15 protein-coding genes are annotated in these 18,190 nt (G+C 48.4%); 5 read left to right on the top strand and 10 right to left on the bottom strand.

The window, feature by feature from the left end:
• Positions 1–47 precede the first annotated feature (47 nt).
• The 4 genes from ACJJIE_RS20255 to ACJJIE_RS20270 all read right to left on the bottom strand — a co-directional run bounded on the left by ACJJIE_RS20255 (position 48) and on the right by ACJJIE_RS20270 (position 5,589).
• A complete protein-coding gene (locus tag ACJJIE_RS20255; RefSeq protein WP_444892783.1) occupies positions 48–1,604 on the bottom strand; it encodes a tetratricopeptide repeat protein in 1,557 nt (518 codons plus the stop codon).
• A gap of 102 nt (positions 1,605–1,706) precedes the next feature.
• Positions 1,707–2,927 carry a hypothetical protein gene (locus tag ACJJIE_RS20260; protein ID WP_444892784.1) on the bottom strand — a complete coding sequence of 407 codons (1,221 nt, stop codon included), beginning with the start codon at positions 2,925–2,927 and terminating at the stop codon, positions 1,707–1,709.
• 17 nt (positions 2,928–2,944) lie between these two features.
• Positions 2,945–3,736 (bottom strand): hypothetical protein, encoded by a 792-nt coding sequence (locus ACJJIE_RS20265; RefSeq protein ID WP_444892785.1) that lies wholly within the window; start codon positions 3,734–3,736, stop codon positions 2,945–2,947.
• Positions 3,737–4,290: 554 nt separating this feature from the next.
• Entirely contained in the window at positions 4,291–5,589 is a 1,299-nt protein-coding gene (locus tag ACJJIE_RS20270) for a hypothetical protein (RefSeq protein WP_444892786.1), read from the bottom strand.
• Between the two features lie 618 nt (positions 5,590–6,207).
• Here ACJJIE_RS20270 and ACJJIE_RS20275 point away from each other — a divergent pair.
• From ACJJIE_RS20275 to ACJJIE_RS20285, 3 genes are all read left to right on the top strand, one after another.
• Positions 6,208–7,272 carry a branched-chain amino acid aminotransferase gene (locus tag ACJJIE_RS20275; RefSeq protein ID WP_444892787.1) on the top strand — a complete coding sequence of 355 codons (1,065 nt, stop codon included), beginning with the start codon at positions 6,208–6,210 and terminating at the stop codon, positions 7,270–7,272.
• 342 nt (positions 7,273–7,614) lie between these two features.
• Positions 7,615–8,217, top strand: a complete 603-nt coding sequence (locus ACJJIE_RS20280; protein ID WP_282934278.1) for a Yip1 family protein — start codon at positions 7,615–7,617, stop codon at positions 8,215–8,217.
• Between the two features lie 76 nt (positions 8,218–8,293).
• Positions 8,294–9,322 (top strand): alpha/beta hydrolase, encoded by a 1,029-nt coding sequence (locus ACJJIE_RS20285; protein WP_444892788.1) that lies wholly within the window; start codon positions 8,294–8,296, stop codon positions 9,320–9,322.
• A 1-nt stretch (position 9,323) separates the two neighbouring features.
• Here ACJJIE_RS20285 and ACJJIE_RS20290 read toward each other — a convergent pair whose 3' ends face one another.
• Positions 9,324–9,836 (bottom strand): hypothetical protein, encoded by a 513-nt coding sequence (locus tag ACJJIE_RS20290; RefSeq protein ID WP_444892789.1) that lies wholly within the window; start codon positions 9,834–9,836, stop codon positions 9,324–9,326.
• A 219-nt stretch (positions 9,837–10,055) separates the two neighbouring features.
• Here ACJJIE_RS20290 and ACJJIE_RS20295 point away from each other — a divergent pair, with 219 nt between their 5' ends.
• Both ACJJIE_RS20295 and ACJJIE_RS20300 read left to right on the top strand, forming a co-directional pair.
• Positions 10,056–11,351 carry a parallel beta-helix domain-containing protein gene (locus ACJJIE_RS20295; RefSeq protein ID WP_444892790.1) on the top strand — a complete coding sequence of 432 codons (1,296 nt, stop codon included), beginning with the start codon at positions 10,056–10,058 and terminating at the stop codon, positions 11,349–11,351.
• Positions 11,341–12,501 (top strand): SO2930 family diheme c-type cytochrome, encoded by a 1,161-nt coding sequence (locus tag ACJJIE_RS20300; protein ID WP_444892791.1) that lies wholly within the window; start codon positions 11,341–11,343, stop codon positions 12,499–12,501. Before ACJJIE_RS20295 ends, ACJJIE_RS20300 begins: the two co-directional genes overlap by 11 nt.
• A 101-nt stretch (positions 12,502–12,602) precedes the next feature.
• On the opposite strand, the gene ACJJIE_RS20305 is transcribed toward ACJJIE_RS20300, so the two are convergent.
• The 5 genes from ACJJIE_RS20305 to rsxC all read right to left on the bottom strand — a co-directional run bounded on the left by ACJJIE_RS20305 (position 12,603) and on the right by rsxC (position 18,164).
• Entirely contained in the window at positions 12,603–13,310 is a 708-nt protein-coding gene (locus ACJJIE_RS20305) for a TetR/AcrR family transcriptional regulator (RefSeq protein WP_282934272.1), read from the bottom strand.
• A gap of 333 nt (positions 13,311–13,643) precedes the next feature.
• Positions 13,644–14,357 carry an electron transport complex subunit E gene (locus ACJJIE_RS20310; RefSeq protein ID WP_282934271.1) on the bottom strand — a complete coding sequence of 238 codons (714 nt, stop codon included), beginning with the start codon at positions 14,355–14,357 and terminating at the stop codon, positions 13,644–13,646.
• Complete coding sequence (rsxG, locus tag ACJJIE_RS20315; RefSeq protein ID WP_413664384.1) at positions 14,357–15,061, bottom strand: electron transport complex subunit RsxG; 705 nt, start codon at positions 15,059–15,061, stop codon at positions 14,357–14,359. The genes ACJJIE_RS20310 and rsxG overlap by 1 nt, the downstream gene beginning before the upstream one ends.
• Positions 15,061–16,113, bottom strand: coding sequence for an RnfABCDGE type electron transport complex subunit D (locus ACJJIE_RS20320; protein WP_282934269.1), 1,053 nt, complete (start codon positions 16,111–16,113; stop codon positions 15,061–15,063). Before ACJJIE_RS20320 ends, rsxG begins: the two co-directional genes overlap by 1 nt.
• Positions 16,113–18,164 carry an electron transport complex subunit RsxC gene (gene rsxC / locus ACJJIE_RS20325; protein WP_282934587.1) on the bottom strand — a complete coding sequence of 684 codons (2,052 nt, stop codon included), beginning with the start codon at positions 18,162–18,164 and terminating at the stop codon, positions 16,113–16,115. The genes ACJJIE_RS20320 and rsxC overlap by 1 nt, the downstream gene beginning before the upstream one ends.
• Between the last annotated feature and the right edge of the window lie 26 nt (positions 18,165–18,190).

The raw sequence follows: 18,190 nt of genomic DNA on the forward strand, positions 1-18,190 counted from the left end.
GGAAAATCTTATTTTTAGAGTTTATGCTGCTGTCTGGGTTCTCTCATTTAACTATTATTGGCACCGTTTATCCTTTCGGCACATTGGATAACAACTTCCGTTGTGGGCTTACCTGGTTTTACAACAAACTCTTGGCGAACGTCCCGGTAACCTTCTCTGGTACCAATGGCGATATAGCGCCCAGGTTTCAGCGCGATTTCCCGTTGGTCAAAATTACCTAATTTCCCTACATGGTAAATGGTGACACTGGTGGTTCGATCCGACTTGAATTTAACCGGTAAGGGGATCAGGGCTTGTGTCAGGGCATTTTCAAGGTCTTCAATTTGTCTTTGCAGCCTTGGGGTTTTAGTATTGAGTTTGCGAGCGTCTGTTAGTACTTGTCGGGCAAAATAGTTCCTTTTACCTTCGCCAAGGGTTAATGGATCTTGAATTAAGTCTTTTAACTGGTCATCCAGCTTTGCTCTGGCAGCAGCTCTAGCCTTGCCTGTTATTGCGTCCACCAGGCTAGAGTCCTTCTTGACCAGGTCTGTATAACTTTTTAGGGCTCTGTGCCATTCTTCCTTGGTTTCTTCCATGCGGGCTTGTTGGAGGAGTTTTTCTATCTGCACTCTGTCAGCTTCATTTTGTGCTTGTGCTAAGCCGATATCGGGGGCTTTTGCTGTTGGCTTTAAGTTCTTTGCTCGATGAAAATAGGATTTTGCCGATTCAAATTTTTCTTCGGCAATTGCACCGTAGCCAGATGACATCGCGCTTTGATAATCCCTTTCTGTAATTGCACCCTCAACCTTTGCCAATAGATCCTGAGCATCGGCTGTTTCTGAGTCGATCGCGAGAGATTTCTTGAGCTGTTCCTGAGCCAAATCCAATTTGGCCTGTTTAAATGCCTTTGTTCCTTGAGTTAAGTACCACCAAGCGAGGGGGAGTTTGTCGGCTCGCTCAATACCCTTAAGGCCTCTGGGATGGTTATTGGATATGGTTAATACCATCTTGAAAGCATCGCTGGCGGAATCCTTATCTCCCTGACTCAGAGCTCGATTACCTTCACTAATATGCGTCTCAATGCGCTCGGGAATACTATCTTTCAGGTACTCTAATGCCTGGAGTGATTCCCGGTATTTTTCGAGTGCTGCCATAAAATTGCGTTTGCGATAAATTTCATCGGCTTTTAGAGCCAAGTCTTCAGCAGAATAGAATTCTTCAAAAGCCCATACTTCTACCTTTCGATCTTTGAGCTCTTCTTTGATTTCAAGAATTTCCTGGAGAACCTTTTGAACCTCCCTGCGCTGCTGCATTATTTCTGCATCGCTATAAGGAGATTTTTGGTTGCTCTCCACAGCTGCGCTGTTTCCAGGCTGTGCGGAGACAATTGTATCGGCTGAACGCTTTGGTGGTTTTACAACTTGAGGAAGCCCCCAAAATACACCGACCAGTGCGCTTACCATTATCACTCCAAGAACGGCGGGCCAGTAGGACCTTTGCTCCCGTTGATGAATAGTGTTGGCAGTCGTTGACTTAGGGGATTTAGAGCTTTCCTCTCCGCCGAATGTGAATTCTGCGGGCTCTATATGAACTGTATCTTCCTTGGAGTTATCGCGGTGCTGCATAGTGATTCCGCCGTGTTATTCAATGACCCAGTGAAGATGTTGGGTATTCAGTAATAACTAATCACATTGATTAGCGTGCTTTTTGGGTACCTCTAACGTGATTTAAATGCTGTTACTGACTGCGCCAGTTTCGGCTTCATAGATTTCCTTTAGAATTTCCCGCCATTGCCGATACTGATTTTCTACAGTACCTGTGAGGGTAATAGTGCGATCTTCCAGCTCAACAATTTGTGGTTCTACCTCTGCCTCGATGGAGTCTCCTAATTCTTGCAGAGCTTCCAAATGCATCTTGGCATCGGATTTTCGGTCAAATGCACTTTTAACAAGATAGCCCCCAGCACCGATCCCAACCTGCCCAGCTGCCTGGGCGCTTCCAGTGCCAGCGCCAGCAGCTGCAATACCTCCAATAATGGCTGCTGCTCCCATAATTGTGTGATTGCGGGCTTTGCGCTTTAACTCTCGCATCTCCCTTACTTCTTCATAGCTGCGGGCTCGCCATTCCTGATAGGGAACTTCCATACTTTTGGCGAAGGTGCCGTAGTACTCCTGCAGAGTGTCGACAAACAGATAATCTCTTTCCCGTATTTTTCTTACCCTCTGTAACATGGGGTCATTCTCTGCGGGTAAAGCACTTAAAAAATAGACACCCTCAGCGCTTTGAGTTAAATAGCGATTGAATGCCTGGGGAGAAAAATCCCGTGCAAACCGCATCTCAGAAATTGTGCGCAGCTCTACAATTTGCTGATTTGAAAGTTTTTGTCGGTAATTCAGCATGTCGTTAGCAATACGGTTATAGATTCCCTGAAAAGCATCTCCTTCAGTAGGGTGCTTTCGGTCGTAGGCATAGTGGGATGCGTTCTCTGAATACTGCTTGGTAAACCACAACTGCCCCCGGGAATCGGATACGGTGATTTCCACCGTCAGCTTTTCTCCATCAGATTGCAAAATACGCCCGGATACAGTCACATCAATATTGGTGCGGCTCGATGGAATAACCCTTACAGCTCCCCACCCCAGGCTGGACTGCAATGAATCGGCAAGGGTGACAGCCATATAGCGGGATTCAGCTTGACGAAGCTCGGGAAAAACAAGCTCATCTTCATCTGCTTGTGCTGTATCGAGACCTGGATTGAATTGAATAACGCCGACATCCAGCAGTCTCTCTTCGGGAACATTGTTATCTTCGATTGTTAGCGGAGTAAATGCGGTAGTTCTGACTTCGGTAGTGGTACAACCATTGATAACAACAAGAGTTAGAAAAAATGCTGCGACTCTTGTTATGAACTGATACTTAACCGGTCGGGTTTTTTGGTTGGTCGACATATCGGCGTTCTCCAAGACTACTGCGTTGCACTTTTATACTTGCGATACTCTTCCCAAAGCTTTTCGCGCAATTCGGGGTCAGTCTCGCGTGTGGCAGCTTCACGAATCTGTCGAGCTACGACGTCATCATCTGTACCACTGGGTATATCGGCGGGCACAACTGCCTGTGAACCACCGTGATTAAAATCACCTTTACGTCCAGAAGCGGGCAGTCCGGGACCGGTTATTTGTCCACTGGAGTTATTATTTTTGGGGCCGTTACCTGATGTTGGGCCTGCATTGGGGGGAGGTGGAATTTCGGCTTCTGCAGATTGAATTAAGTCTTCTAGGGATTCCCCTGCTGGTGGTGCCTCATCCATCGCCTCTTCTTTATTTTCTTCGGAGGCTGACCCCGGTCTGTTTCTTACAAAGTCACGCTCCCGCAAAATCATGCCGTCATAGCTGACCATAGTGGATTCAAACTGGCCCTCAAGTTCTGCAACACGATCTGCCGATGAAGTGGGAGCTTCATTGGGGGCACTGCCGGAACGTGGCGAATCACCGCCGGGTTGCCCAGAAGCTGAACTGCTGGCAGGCGCGCCGCTGGCCGCTGAGTTACTACTGGATGAGCTGCTGCTAGAAGCTGAGCTACTAGATGATGCGCTGGAAGACGAAGATGATTGCTCCTCCTCAGAAAAATCAATTTCTTCGGGAGGCGTTCCATCTTCACCAGACGAAGGATCAGTAGGTTTCTCTCCATTTTGACTGGTTTGTTCGGGATCCGTATAAATTGGTGACGATGGATCATTTGAACCGTTTGGGTCCGGCATTTGATCCCCAGGTGAACTTTGATCCCTCGACTCTGATCCGCTACTTCCACTACTGGAGGACTGGCTCTGTTCTGATCTCGCTGTAGGCATATTCGCACTGGGCTGGCTGGAAGAGCTGCTACTAGGCTGCCCACTGCTCGAAGCCGTTGATTGGCCAGATCTTTGCGAACTACTGCTGCTACTAGATTGCGATTGCGATTGCGATTGCGATTGTGATTGCGATGCAGAACTGGAAGATGAACTGGAGGATGGTATAGATGGCATTGCTGGTGGCTGTGACTGAGTTTGTTGGCTCTTGCACCCACCGGTTAAGATCGCCGCCAAAGCAATTGGTACCAGTACATTTGACAAACAGCTGTGGCGGTGAATTTTTTCTACCGCTGCTCGAGGTGTCATCTCTTTCTCTCCTAGACTGTTTGCCGGTGTGACCGCGTGAGACACATGAAGTGTTTTTCCGGTACTAGCAAATGCTCAATGTGGAACTTTAAAAATAGTTGTTATTTGATTATTTGCGTAGATTCCACATCGAGCTGGTGTCAGTGGTGATAGGTTTCTCAGTCGAATATAAAGCGTTGCACAATTCCGCGGGTTTCCACCGCCTCTCCATCTTCAAACCTTGGTCTGAATTTAGCGCGTTTTAGAATGTTTCTAACTTTTGAGCGGATCTTCACTTTATCTGAAGGGTAAGCCCTGAGTATTTTTATATTCCTCGCCTTGCCAAAAGCCGTGACATCATAGGAGACCGTAATCCGGGAATTGGCTAGGGCTTTGCTGTCCGACTCCAAAACGGGGAGCGCGGGTAAAGCCACAGGCCGTCCAAATATGTCCTCAATTTCATCGTTAGAGGCACCGTTATCCCAAAGTGCTTTATAAGCTTCACCATAGGTTTGGCGTGCAGAGTGCCACTTGTTAAACATCATGTACCAGTCGCCTAATTCAACCTTGGCTTTTGCAGAGGCAGCTGGTGGGGATTTGGGGTTTCTCTGATAAACATCCACGATACGGGTAATGGCTTTTTTCCCGGTTTTAAAACTTTTCATCCGGTAGTGATCGAGTTTGGTTCTCTGGTGTGAGTCGGGGCTACTACCACCAAAACTGGCGTTTACAAATACCGGTGAATTGGGTTCGCCCTTGTAAGTGGCGAGATAATAATTAGTCGCTTTCAATCCGCGCAGGGCATCAACAAGACGCAAGTCGGAAGAACCAAAATTTTTCGTAATGATATCCACAGCCAAACTGTAGAGATTGGTTGCACTAATGAGGTGCTCAAATAGCGTGTCCCCTTTTTCCTCCACATAAGCCTGTAAATGCCAACGACTCAAGTTGTTGATTACTGGCAGCATACGGGGGTCTTTTTCGCCGTAATTTTTCTGGTAGAGCCAGTAGAGGTACTGCTGGTTGTCGTTAGCTTCTTCCCACTGATTGAGCGCTATTTGACTCTCGATCAAGCGCTTGATCATAGGGATTTGGCTTAGTGAATAGAGCCCCTCATTGACTCTGCTAATCAGCATTGCACGACGAAATTCAGTGACAGCCTGCTCATGATCGCCAGCTTTCTGTAATGCGGTGGCCAGCCCCAAAAGCTGTTCATCAATACCGGCGCCATAAGCACCATATTGGGCTTCGAGCTCCTCTATACGTTCACGGTAATTTTCTACAGCCTCGGAGGGCCTTAGCTGTCGAGGTGTTTTCTTGAGTGGTTTCGAGGCGGCTTCAATAAAGGCTTTTGGAGGTGCATTAGTTTGGACTGCCACAGGTGCGCCATCGTCGGCCAGGGCGCCATTACACAGCAGTGCTGTGGCTGTAAACATCAAGCCGATAGCAAAGGAATTGCTGGTATCTATCTGTGTCACGATTGAACCACTTCCGTTTCATATTTGGCTTCACCGAATACCAAACAGCTGAGGTTGGAACCTGCACCTGTCAGTTTTCGGGTCTTATTTCCGCTCGCCCACTGCAACAGCGAATACGGCGGAAGTTCTCTCCTGAATGTGGTTCTCTCGACCCTGAGCGCATTGAGGGGGTATCCTCAAGCTCACAGTGACGGCGCGACTGGATGCTTATAAATGCCTGCCTGGCCGCGTATTAGTCAGTATAGCTAGCACTATGTGCCAAGAAGGAAGCTGCGGCGGGTACTTCAGCCACTTAATGCCCATTGCGCCAGCATGCCTGTGACCACCCTTTTGGTTTAGCAGTTGGGAGTGCAAATTAGGGGTGAGGGACTGTAAGTAGATGCCAAAAATTTGTTGATTACGTCCGATATCGCGACTTGGCAGCGAAGTGTAGCGAGTGGCTTGGTTGGCGCTGGTGCCACATCAGGATGGCGGAATCTAAATAGGTGGATCATCGTCCTAACAAGTATGCTGAATTTGGGGTTAGATTACTGCTGTTGCTGTATCAGAGGTTGATCTATTTGGATTGCAGCGTAACAAGCGCCATAATCAGCTGATTCGAATTCAGAGGAGAGCTCAGTGAGTATCTATATCGATCCAGAGATCGCGGTAAGCCTTCGGGGCTATGAAGCACCCGAGAAGCTGGGCTTTGGAACCGCCATGGCCCCAGTAATGTTTCGCGCCATTTGGCAGGATGGTTGCTGGAGTAGTGGAGAGTTGATCCCCTATGCGCCTCTGACCGTCGACCCTGCTGCTAAGGTACTTCACTACGCGCAGTCATGCTTTGAAGGAATGAAGGCCTATCGAACTTCCGAGGGGGGAGCTGCACTGTTCAGGCCCGAAATGAATGCTGCACGAATGGCATATTCAGCTAAGCGCTTATGTATGCCTCCGGTTCCTGAGTCCTTGTTCCTGGATGGCGTTCGTGTTGTGACTGCTTACTGCGCTGGCCTGCTCCCGAGCAACAGCGGTGAGTCCCTGTACCTGCGTCCTTTCCTAATGGGAACCCAGCCGGACCTAACGGTTTCAGCCAGTAATGCCTATGAATTTTATGTAATAGCTAGTCCCTCGGAAGCCTACCATTCCGGCAATATGCGTTTGTGGGTTGAGAGAGAAGATGCTCGAGCTGCAGTAGGGGGAACTGGGGATGCCAAAGTTGGCGGAAATTATGCCAGCTCTCTACTTAGTATCGGCCGCCTTAAAGAGCGAGGTTATGATCAGTCGCTTTGGTTGAGCCCCTCTAATCGGCAGAGTATCGATGAGCTGTCAGGGATGAATTTTTTTGCGGTCATTGATGGCGCTATATATACCCCAGCGTTGAACGGCTCAATTCTCGAAGGCATCACCCGATATTCTCTGATCCAGCTTGCGGAGGGATTGGGGTACAAGGTTGTTGAGCGGGCGATCCCCATTGATGAACTGTTAGAGCAGGCAGCTTCTGGAGACTGTAGCGAAGCTTTTGCTTGTGGTACTGCTGCAATAATCAGTCCTATCAGCGTAATCGGTGATGGCGATAGGGAGTACGAACTAGCCGATGCCCCAGGTCCTGTTGCAGAGCGTTTGCGACAAGCACTGCTGGATATTCAGGAGGGGCGTTCTGAGGATGCTTACGGGTGGATGCACTCTGTTGAGCCTGTAGTTTAAGTACTGAATCTTCGTACCCGGGCAGTTTCCAAGGCTGCCTGGGTCTAGTAACCAGCTTTTCCCCACCATAAATCCTGCTTTATCCTTCGCGGGTTTTTTTGTAGCAGTGTTTTCTATTTACTTGTTTCCAAGCGAAACGCTCGCGTAAACATTCCCGCCAATTTAATTGAGTTTGTTGACTTGTGCGACCTTAACACCTAAAAGTGAAGGGGTTAAATAAGAAATAAATTGGAGCTTGAGAGTGGCCTGATTGCGGTACACCTCATTTTGACCAGCAGTTCCAAGATCAATTTGAGCTAATAGGTCTCGCTTATAGTTCCTTGCACAGTCGAGGATAACGAGATGTTGACCCATATGCTTGGCCTTATGCTGCAACCACGTAGACAGTGGCAGCTTATTGGCAGTCTCTCTGAACGTAATTTGCGTAGACAGGTTCCTTATGTCATCGTTCTGGCATTACTTCCTGCAGCTGCGTGGTATTTTGGCACGACACAAGTTGGCTGGACGATTGGCACTGGTACCCCGGTGAGAATTACGGGACAAAGTGCTTTGGAATTGGTCGCCGTATTTTATTGCACAATGGTTTTGGCTGTCACTGCTATTGGTTATTTCATCCATTGGATGGCCAAGACTTACGGAGCCGAAACTCACCCCCTTAAAGGCGTTGTTGTAGCGGGTTTCACTGCCACGCCTATTTTTATTGTGGGTATTGCAGGGGTTTACCCTGTGTTGTGGCTGGACATACTACTCGCAACTCTGGCGGTTGCTTACGCCGTCTATCTGCTTTATTTGGGAATTCCTATTGTGATGGGTGTTTCTGAAGAGCGTGGCTTCCTTTTTGCCAGTGCGATTATTACGGTGTCACTCGTCATGGCAGTCATTATTATGGTTGCTACAGTTCTATTCTGGAGTTATGTATCCGCACCGGTCTTTTACTCCTCTTGAGTAGTTTGGGCTCGTAGCTATCACTAGATGAAATGTCGTTTCAGGCATTTTCGCCAGGCGATTTAGGGCTGTTGTTGTGGTGGGGATACAAGCTATCGACGTCGTACCCGGTGAAGGGGCTCATATTCACGGGTACGGCGAAGTCTCTTCTATCCTGGCTGTAACGACAATGCGTAAAGTAAATGACCGCCTTTCGGGGTTTCTCGAAGAATTCAACAGCTCTATGAAAGAGCTCTACTCGAAGGGCTTTGAGTTCAGCCCCATCAATGTTCGGGAATCGACCACAAAGTTTATAGATAAGTATGTGACCGATATTCCAGATGTTGCCTCGGTACGAGATGGCATTATCTATGCCTCTGGATACGATGTACCAGTAAGAGTCTTTGTCCCCTATCCTGATGAAGTTCTACCTGTTCTTGTCTATTTTCATGGCGGTGGTCATGTAGCTGGAAACGTTTATTCATTTGACCCGATTTGCAGAAAGATTGCCCGGGAGACTCGACATATTGTTGTTGCGCCTGAGTACCGGTTGGCTCCTGAGAATCGCTATCCGAGCGCAGTAACAGATTGCTATGCCGCAGTTATTGGGGTTTGGGCGGCACTGGATAGATTGGGCTTATATTATCAACCGAGTTTGTCTGTCGCTGGGGACTCTGCAGGTGGCGCTCTGGCCGCCACAATGTCTCACCTGGCTCAATTTGACTACAGCGTTAAAATTAAAAAGCAGGTTTTAATTTATCCGGTTCTCGATTACACCATGCATTTACGGTCCCATGAAGAGAATGCCGTAGGCTATTTTTTAGAGGCACGAAAATCAATTTGGTACTTGGGGCAATATTTTGCTGAGGAACAGTGTAGAAAAAAGGCATCCCCTCTTTTTATGGATTTTACGGCAGCTCTTCCTGAAACCTTAGTTTTTACCGTGGAGTTTTGCCCGCACCGGGATACAGGGGATATTTACTACCGGAAAGTGGAAGAGGTGGGCGTTAGATCTGAAAATGTTCACTTTTCCGATATGATTCATCCATTTTTGATTCTTGAAGACTTGGTGAAAGGGGAGTGCGCAAAAGTTTATGCCGGCATGAATAGTTTCCTGAATGACTAACTTACGGCTTTCCTTTTGTAATTGAGTACTGGTAAGATAATTTATACCCGTTATCAAACTCTAGTATTTCTTCTGAATTTATTGATCTTTCGATCACTATCTCCGCTATTGATTTAATAACTTGTTTAGGTTCTGCGTCCATGCAATGTATGCTCATGGAGTTAATGGCCATGTCAGCGCTAATTACCCGGTGTTCAACAACCTGAATGAGCAGCTGCTTATCACTTTGGTAGAGCTTGAAACCAGGCCCCTCCGTCATCCATTTTTTGTACTTTGTAGCGCCCCACGGGCCTTTGCACTTTATTGCTTGATATTGAGTCGATGATATTTTGATATAGATAGGCTCGCTTCCTTTGATATCTGTACTTTTATCGATAGGTTGTTCTGTGTAGAGGTTTGATCCATTAGGAGCAGAGATCTGTATCGCTATCATTTCGGCAGCAGCGTCAAGTGAGCAGAATACGTAAATAAGAAAATACAGAAACTGACATTTTTTAATTGAAGTTCTGGCCATCTTGATTTCAATAAGTGGTTTTTGTTTTTGGGAGTATGGCGCTTAAATGAATTTCTAGGGTTGTCTTCTGTATTAATAATAGCGCCTTGATAGCGAGGTGTTGGTTGGATAGTATCAAAGTGTGTATTTAGTCCTGTTTTCACCTTTAAATTGGTACATGAGTACCAGTTTAGGGTTTGAGTAGCTCAATTGACAATAATTTATATAAAAGGTGTGGCTATGAAGACTTTAGCGTATATGGGAGTAATTCTGGCTTTAATAGTACCCGTTGGATGTGCTGAACGGCCTGAATCCAGAGTTGAGGACCGTTCCAGTAAGGTTGATTTTCAAAAGCAATTATTAAAAAAACTGATATCTGCAAAGACCGGGGATGTTATTACTATTCCTGAGGGTAAATTCCATATTAATCGTAGTTTATCCCTGAATATTGATGGGGTAACGCTACGTGGAGCTGGCATGGATAAATCTGTCCTCTCCTTTGAGGGGCAAATTCAGGGTGCTGAGGGGATATTAGTTAATGCCAGTAACTTTACTATTGAGGGGTTGGCTATTGAGGATACCATAGGCGATGCCCTGAAAATTAATGAAGGCAAAAACATTATCATCAGGGATGTTCGTGTTGAATGGACCAATGGCCCGTCTACCCAGAATGGTGCCTATGGTATTTATCCTGTACAGACTGAAAATACTTTAATCGATGGTGTGGTAGCTATTGGTGCTTCAGATGCAGGGATTTATGTCGGTCAGTCACGGAATGTTATTGTTCGCAATAGCCGTGCAGAATTTAATGTGGCGGGTATTGAGGTAGAGAATACGATCGGTGCAGATGTTTACAACAATATTGCTGTGAATAATACTGGGGGAATTCTTGTTTTTAATATGCCTAATCTTCCGCAGCCAGGGCACAGTACACGTATCTACAATAACCAGATAAAGAATAATAATACTGGAAATTTTGGTCATGAGGGCACGCCGGTTGCTGCCGTGCCAGCAGGATCTGGGGTGGTTATTAACTCGAATGATCGGGTGGAGATTTTTGAAAATGATATTTCTGATAATGATACTGCTAATATATTGATCAGCAGCTATTTTACGGCTGGATACTATAGTGATAAGTCTACGCAGGCTGATTTTGACCCATACCCAGAGGGGATCTATATCTATGCCAATAACTTTTCTGGCGGTGGTACATCGCCAGATCATCTTAAGTTAAAAGCTCTGAAGTTAGCTATGTTTGGAATATCAGGTACATTGCCGGATATTCTTTGGGATGGGGTTGTTGATCAAAGTAAACTGGTGGATGGTCAAATACCTGAGGCATTAAAGTTATGTATTGATAACGAACCTGCAGGAATTCTCAATATAGATTTTGGAAATGAGTATAAGAATATATCCACGGATATAGCACCTCATCAGTGTCATTTGGAAAAGCTTGCCAAAGTAGTTTTAGACTTTGATTCAAAGCTGGCAAATGAAGACCGTTTGGCAGTGATAGAGGTAGCTAATGAAGAATAATAATCAAATAAGTAAGAAGCTTATCTACTCTATTTGGAGGCTTTTATTACTGATTGGCCTTGCAGGGTGTGAATCATACAAAAAGGATGTTCATTTATTCCCAGCAGAAGAGGTGCCCGAAAAACTCAGTGCATGGAATTTATTGAGGCTGGAGAAAGGTGTGCTCTTTCCTGCGGAAAGAGCATTACCCTATGATTTAAATACGGGGTTATTTACCGATTATGCTCATAAGTTCAGAACCGTCTGGCTGCCTGAGGGGGCTTTTGCAACCTACGGAGAAGAACAGTTTAATTACCCTGTCGGAACTATCTTAAGCAAGACATTTTACTATCCACAGGAGAGTAGTGGTGTAGTTCGTCGTACCAATGACTTCTCTGCGGATTATGTTGAGGGGCGCTTTGGGCAGGCACTTGATTTAAATCGTGTCCGTCTCGTTGAGACACGACTTTTAATCCGCAGGCAGGAAAATTGGCAGGCGCTGCCCTATGTCTGGAATAAAGAGCAGACTGAGGCAACTCTTGAGATTGCTGGAGATGTGAAAAATTTTCAGTTGGTTCGTCTGAGCGGGCAGCAGGAAAACCTTAGCTATGTAGTACCTGACGCCAATCAATGTGCTGGTTGCCATGCAGAAAAGTTTACTGACAAAGCCATTTCTCCTCTCGGCCCTAAAGCTCGACATCTGAATAAAGACTATCCCTACGGTAGCGGAGTAGAGAATCAATTGTTGTTTTGGCAGAAGGCCGGCTATTTACGAGGGCTGCCTGATCTGAAAAGTTTGCCGAGAAATGCCAATATTTACGATGCGACTGTGTCGCTGGAGGATCGCGCCAGGGCTTATTTGGATATCAATTGTGGCCACTGCCACAATCCCACTGGGCCGGCAGACACCTCAGGGCTTATGTTGCATCATGGCGAAACTGATTGGCGCAAACTTGGGCTATGTAAACCGCCTATTGCTGCGGGTACAGGCAGTGGAGGGCATTTATTCGCAATAGTACCGGGAGAGCCTGAAAATTCTATTTTGAATTTTCGTGTAGAGTCTACCGCGCCTGGGGCCATGATGCCTGAATTAGGTAGAAGCATGGTGCATACAGAGGGCGTTGAATTACTAAAGCAGTGGGTAAGCTCCCTACCGGGAAGCTGCACTTAATCTTTATTGGAAGATATCTGGAAAGAGCTATATGGAGAGGAGTTGGGTATGGAGGGGACAACTCCATACCCGTTTCCTGGAGACGAGTAATTCAGAAAGATTCAGCCGTATGCTGCAGTTTCAGCAACAACTGTTGCCGCTGGAATTAATCCGTTGATCATCAAGGTGACGGTGCGTTCCAACAGCGGTGAGTCGATAGCAATAGCACCACTCAAAATTTCATACTCAAGGTTCAGGATCGTACCGTGAGCAATTTGTGCAGCCGCTTCAGAATCCGCCAGACCCAGTAATTGGAAGAATTCCTTAATCATTGACTCTCTGGCGTGATTGGCCATCCGCACCGCGCGGGTCAGCTGTTCATTGCGAAGCGCTTCATTGCGGAATGCCAGTTCAACCAATCTGCGATCCCGGTCTTCAGCCTGGGTGCGGACATGAGTAAGAATGAAACGGGTCAATTGTTGAATCAGCAGTTTACGACTGCTATGTGACGCCCGCTCCTGTGCGGATAAATTCCGTGCCGCACTAAAACTCTCTTCATGCAGTTGGCGTGTAGCCTCGAGTCCCTGCTCAACAAAATAAGTAAATGAATCGCTGATCAGGTCATTCAGGTCTTTGAAATAATAAGTAGTAGCCGCGAGAGGAACGTTAGCTTCGCGGGCGACTGCACGGTGCCTGATGCCGCGGATACCTTCTTTAACGATCAGTCTCAGGGTGGCCTCTAGAATCGCCTTGCGCCGCAGACGGCTATCTGCGCGTTGGGCCCGGCGGCCGTGGTAGACCAATTCAGACTTTCCAGTGTCTACAGTCATAGCATTATCCCTGTCTTATTGCGTTGGCGCCGATAGCAAGGTGAAGCTGGTCGGCCGTGCCATTCTAGCCAAACAAAATTAAAAAAAGGGAATAATGCTATTACATTCGATTACACGAATATTGCACTGGTACAGCGCAATTAATGTAAAAAAGTGGGGATTTGATGATGTATCTCATCATACTGAAAAAGTGAAAGATGAAAAATCCGCAAGATACAGATTAGTGAGGGGGTTCACATTTTGGCTTTTGGTGAAAAAATTAAGTTCTGCAATCGATTGGCAGGATAAATAGCCATTCAATTGCAGAATTAAATTGGTTAGCTGCTGCTTATCTTAAGAGATTTTTCCGGTAACACGTACGCGCTTTGAGCCTGGAATGATCTTAACTTTCTGGCTTTTATGTCTCTCAATACCGATATCAATGGCGTTTTTTGCTGCGATCAATAAGCCGGCGACAAGGAACGCACCGGGAGGAAGCACGGCAACAAGAACGCCTGGATAGTCACTGCCAAAAATTGAAATACCCCAATCTTTTGCCATTGAACCAAATAACAAATCCATATCTGAAAATAGCGTGCCTTGGCCAAGAATTTCTCTGACTGCGCCAATGGCGATGAGTACTGCAGTGAAACCTATACCCATCATAAATCCATCTGCCAGGGACGGAAGCACGGGGTTTTTACTGGCAAAAGCATCTGCTCGTCCCAGGATCGCGCAGTTGGTTACGATTAGCGGGATAAAAATACCTAGTACCAAGTAAAGCTCGTAGGTATAAGCCTTCATCAATAGCTCAACGCAGGTAACGAAGGTGGCGATGATCATAACGGAGGCTGGTAAACGGACAGTATCCGGAATTTGTCGTCGAATCAGGGAGACCGCAAGGTTTGAGCAGGTGAGAACTCCGGTAGTGGCCAAGCCGAGGCCGATGCCGTTCACTACGGAACCGGTGACCGCCAGCAGGGGACAGAGGCCAAGCAATTGCACCAGCGCGGGGTTATTTTTCCACAGCCCATTTTGGGCGATTTCTGTGTAGCCGGGAGTTGCCATCAGTTCTGCTCCTCAACCGCCGCAGGTACTTGTTCCGAGTCGATTTCAGAGTTCTCAATCTCTACTGCTCGCTTGGACATTGGCGCATTAAATATTTGTTCGTGGTGCTGGGCTACAAACTCAAGCACTTGGTGTACTTCATTGACAACAGCGCGAGGAGTAATTGTTGCGCCAGTAAATTCATCAAAAACACCGCCATCCTTCTGTACTTTCCAATCGGCTGAGGGCGGATTTTTTAGTGACAGGCCGTCAAACTGGAGCACCCAGTTACTTTTTTTCAGCTCGACTTTATCGCCCAGCCCCGGAGTTTCTGTGTGGCTTGTCACCCTGACGCCAGCAATGGTGCCATCGCGATTCACACCAACGAGTATTTTTATCGGGCCGGAATATCCATCCGGTGTGACTGCGGGCACAATGACTGCGGAGACTTTTCCGTCTTCTTCCCGCGCGAGATTGATATCTCCACCTTGTTGTAGGCCTAGCTGATTCCAGTAAGGTTTTGGAATTGGATAGGTGTCTACCAACATGTCATTACTGTGGCGTTCCAATGGGATAATTTCCAGTAGTGCTTTCGCCGAAGCTTCCCGGATAGCTCTCTCAATCGGCTCTTTAGTCGTAATCTGGGTCACTGCGAGTGTACCTGCAGTGACCAGGGCGATAAGAGTGAGAACGGCGGCATTGGAGGCCATTGACTGTTTAAGCATCAGCTCTCCTCCAGGTCGGTAGCGCGGCGGGAGCCCTTGTGGCCATAGGTCCGTGGAAGCGTGTAGTTATCAATGGTTGGTGTTGCAAAGTTCATCAGCAATACAGCAAAAGCCACCGCATCGGGGTAAGTGCCCCAGGCCCGGATTACATAAGTGAGCAGCCCAACACCGGCCCCAAAAATCAGGCGGCCCCGGTTACTGGTGGCACCGCTGACAGGGTCGGTAATAATAAAGAAGGCCCCAAACATGGTGGCCCCAGAAAATAAATGCAGTACGGGGGATCCCTCTGACAAGGAACTGCCGCTGTCGTAGAAAAACAGGGAAATCAGAGTGAGGGTGGCGAGCATGGCAACCGGAGCATGCCAGGTAATAATGCCGCGAAATAATAAGAACAGCCCACCTAACAGGAATCCGAAGCTGACGGTTTCCCAACCGACTCCAGCAAATGTGCCTTTATTGAGGACCGGCTCCATTTCATAGAGCTGGGAGAGAAGCACTGACTCGTTTAACCGCACGATTTCCAGCGGTGTAGCGCGGGTAAAACCATCGACATTGTAGCTACCGATTACCAGAGAGAAGGCTTCTTCCAGGCTGGGTGTCCCGCCAATAACCTCTGCAGCTCCCACCCAGCGGGTCATATCTACCGGGAAACTAATCAGCAGGACAACATAGCCCACCATTGCGGGGTTAAATGGGTTGTACCCCATGCCGCCATAAAGATGCTTGGCCAGGACAATTGCCACCGCAGTGCCCACTATCGGCAGCCACCAGGCACAGTAGGCTGGAAGCGCGATACCGAGCAGCAGTGCAGTTACAAAAGCACTGCAATCCCGCAGATAGAATGCTGCCGGCCTGCCGCGCAATCTCATTACCGCTGCTTCACACAGAAGCGCTGTGATTGTGCACAGGGCAATATTGATCAGCACCCCGATACCGAAATAAATCACCATCGCCAGCACACCGGGTATGGTGGCCGCGGCGACTTGTAGCATGACTTTAGTGGTGTCATTGCCGGAACGGGCGTGAGGGGAGGTGGCGCGCATCAGAGACATTATTGCTTTCCGTCCTGTGCTGCTTGTTGTTCGCGCATTTTGTCTTCCAGTTTCTTTTGTAGCTTCTCCAGGGCACTTTCGAATGCGCCCAGATTGGCATCATCTTCATCACGAGCCTTTTGCAGGCGAGTCTCAGCTTTGGCGACGCGCTTGCGTAGTGCTTCGATATCTGCAGCAAGTCTGTCGGCGTCACTCATCTGGGCCCGCGCCTCTGCGGAGGCACGGGCTTTGGTAATTGCCCGCACAGCTGCACTGGTTTCTTCCTGGTTGGGCTCCCGGGTGGTATCCCTATCGGCGCGTCGTTCGGCAAGGGTCAACTTGTGTTGTGCTTCCTGCAATTTCACTTCAGCAGCCTTGAGTTGCGCTGCCAATTGGTCGCGCTGGCTCTCATCGGCAGCTTCCAGTTTGTTACGCATGCGTTCCACCCGGCTCTCGGCACTGGAGAAAGTACGCTGGGCGCGGGCTAAAAGCTGCTTAGGGTCCTCCTGGCGGGACTTAACTCGCGCCAGGGCGGCGGCAACAACATCTGCTTCCTGCTTCTCAGCTTTGGCTGTCGGAGATTCAGGGTTTTGTTCCCTTTGCTGGCGAGCTTGTTCAGCGGCTTTGCGCCGGGCTTCGCGTTTTGCTTCTTTCTCTTTTTCAGCTTTTTCAAGGCGCAACTTGCGGAATTCGAAACGATCGCGTGCGCGATCGGACTTCTCTTTTTCCGCTTCAGCAGTGCGAATTGCGCCTTTGGCAGCGCGATAGTACTGAACCAGGGGAATCGTACTGGGGCAGACGTAAGAGCAGGCACCGCACTCGATACAGTCAAACAGGTTATAGGCCTGTAGCTTCTCCCGTTCGTCGGCGCGGGCATACCAATAGAGTTGTTGCGGTAGCAGGGAAGCCGGGCATGCCTCTGCGCAAAAACCGCAGCGAATACAAGCTTGGGCCACCGGTGCTGGCGGTAGCTCCTCATGGGTCGGTACCAGTAGGCAGTTGGTGGTTTTCACGATTGGGGCGCGTTGATCGTCAATCGTATAACCCATCATCGGACCGCCGATGATCACCTTTTGCATCAGGCCGCGATGGACACCGTGATATTTGAGGATATGTTCTATGGGAGTGCCGATAGGTACATCGATATTGCGCTGCTGCTCCAGCGCTTTGCCGACAACAGTCGTCACTCGGCTGATCAGGGGTTCGCCAAACCGAATCGCGCGATATACCGCGCGAGCAGTGCCGACATTCTGGCATACAATCCCCACGTTAGCCGGTAGCCCTTTGTTGGGCACTTCTCGGCCGGTAAGGATTTGAATCAGCTGTTTTTCGCCGCCGGACGGATACTTTGTGGGGAATACCACGATATCGAATCGAGTGCCTTCGACAGCTTTGCGCATCGCGCGGATAGCTTTGGGCTTATTGTCTTCGATACCAATCAATACCCGTTCGGGCTGGTCGAGGATATGGGCAAGAATTTCCACGCCGGCGATAATTTCGTCGGCACGCTCCCGCATTAGCATATCGTCGGCAGTGATATAGGGTTCACACTCTGTGCCATTGATAATCAAAGTATCAATTTCGGCGCCGCCGTGAGGGTCTAGCTTCACAGCGGTTGGAAACCCTGCACCGCCCATGCCGGCAATACCGCAGTCGCGGATCTTATCCAGAAGCTCTATCGGTGAAACCTGAAGGTAATCTTCGCACGGGGTGAGTTCGCACCAGGCATCATCGCCGTCTGTGCGAATGACAATGCAGTCCTCCAGCAGACCCGAAGGGTGGGGTACTGGATAGGGTTCAATGGCCATAACCCTGCCGGAGCTGGGAGCATGCACTGGACAGCTAATGAAACCGTCGGCTTCGGCAATCTTTTGCCCCTTTAATACCTTATCACCGAGGTTCACCAGCGGTATGGCGGTGGTACCGGAGTGCTGTAGCAGTGGTACGATCAAGTCCTCGGCGAGGGGGATCACTCCTATAGGCTCACCGGTACTCTGGTGTTTGTTCTCGGGAGGGTGCACTCCGCCGGGGAAGTCGTTGGGGCGCAGCTCGCGCGCTTTTTCACTGGCAATTAGTTGTGCCTCGCGGGCTGCGCGTC

The organism is Microbulbifer maximicatervae (SeqCode) (genome assembly GCF_052467325.1).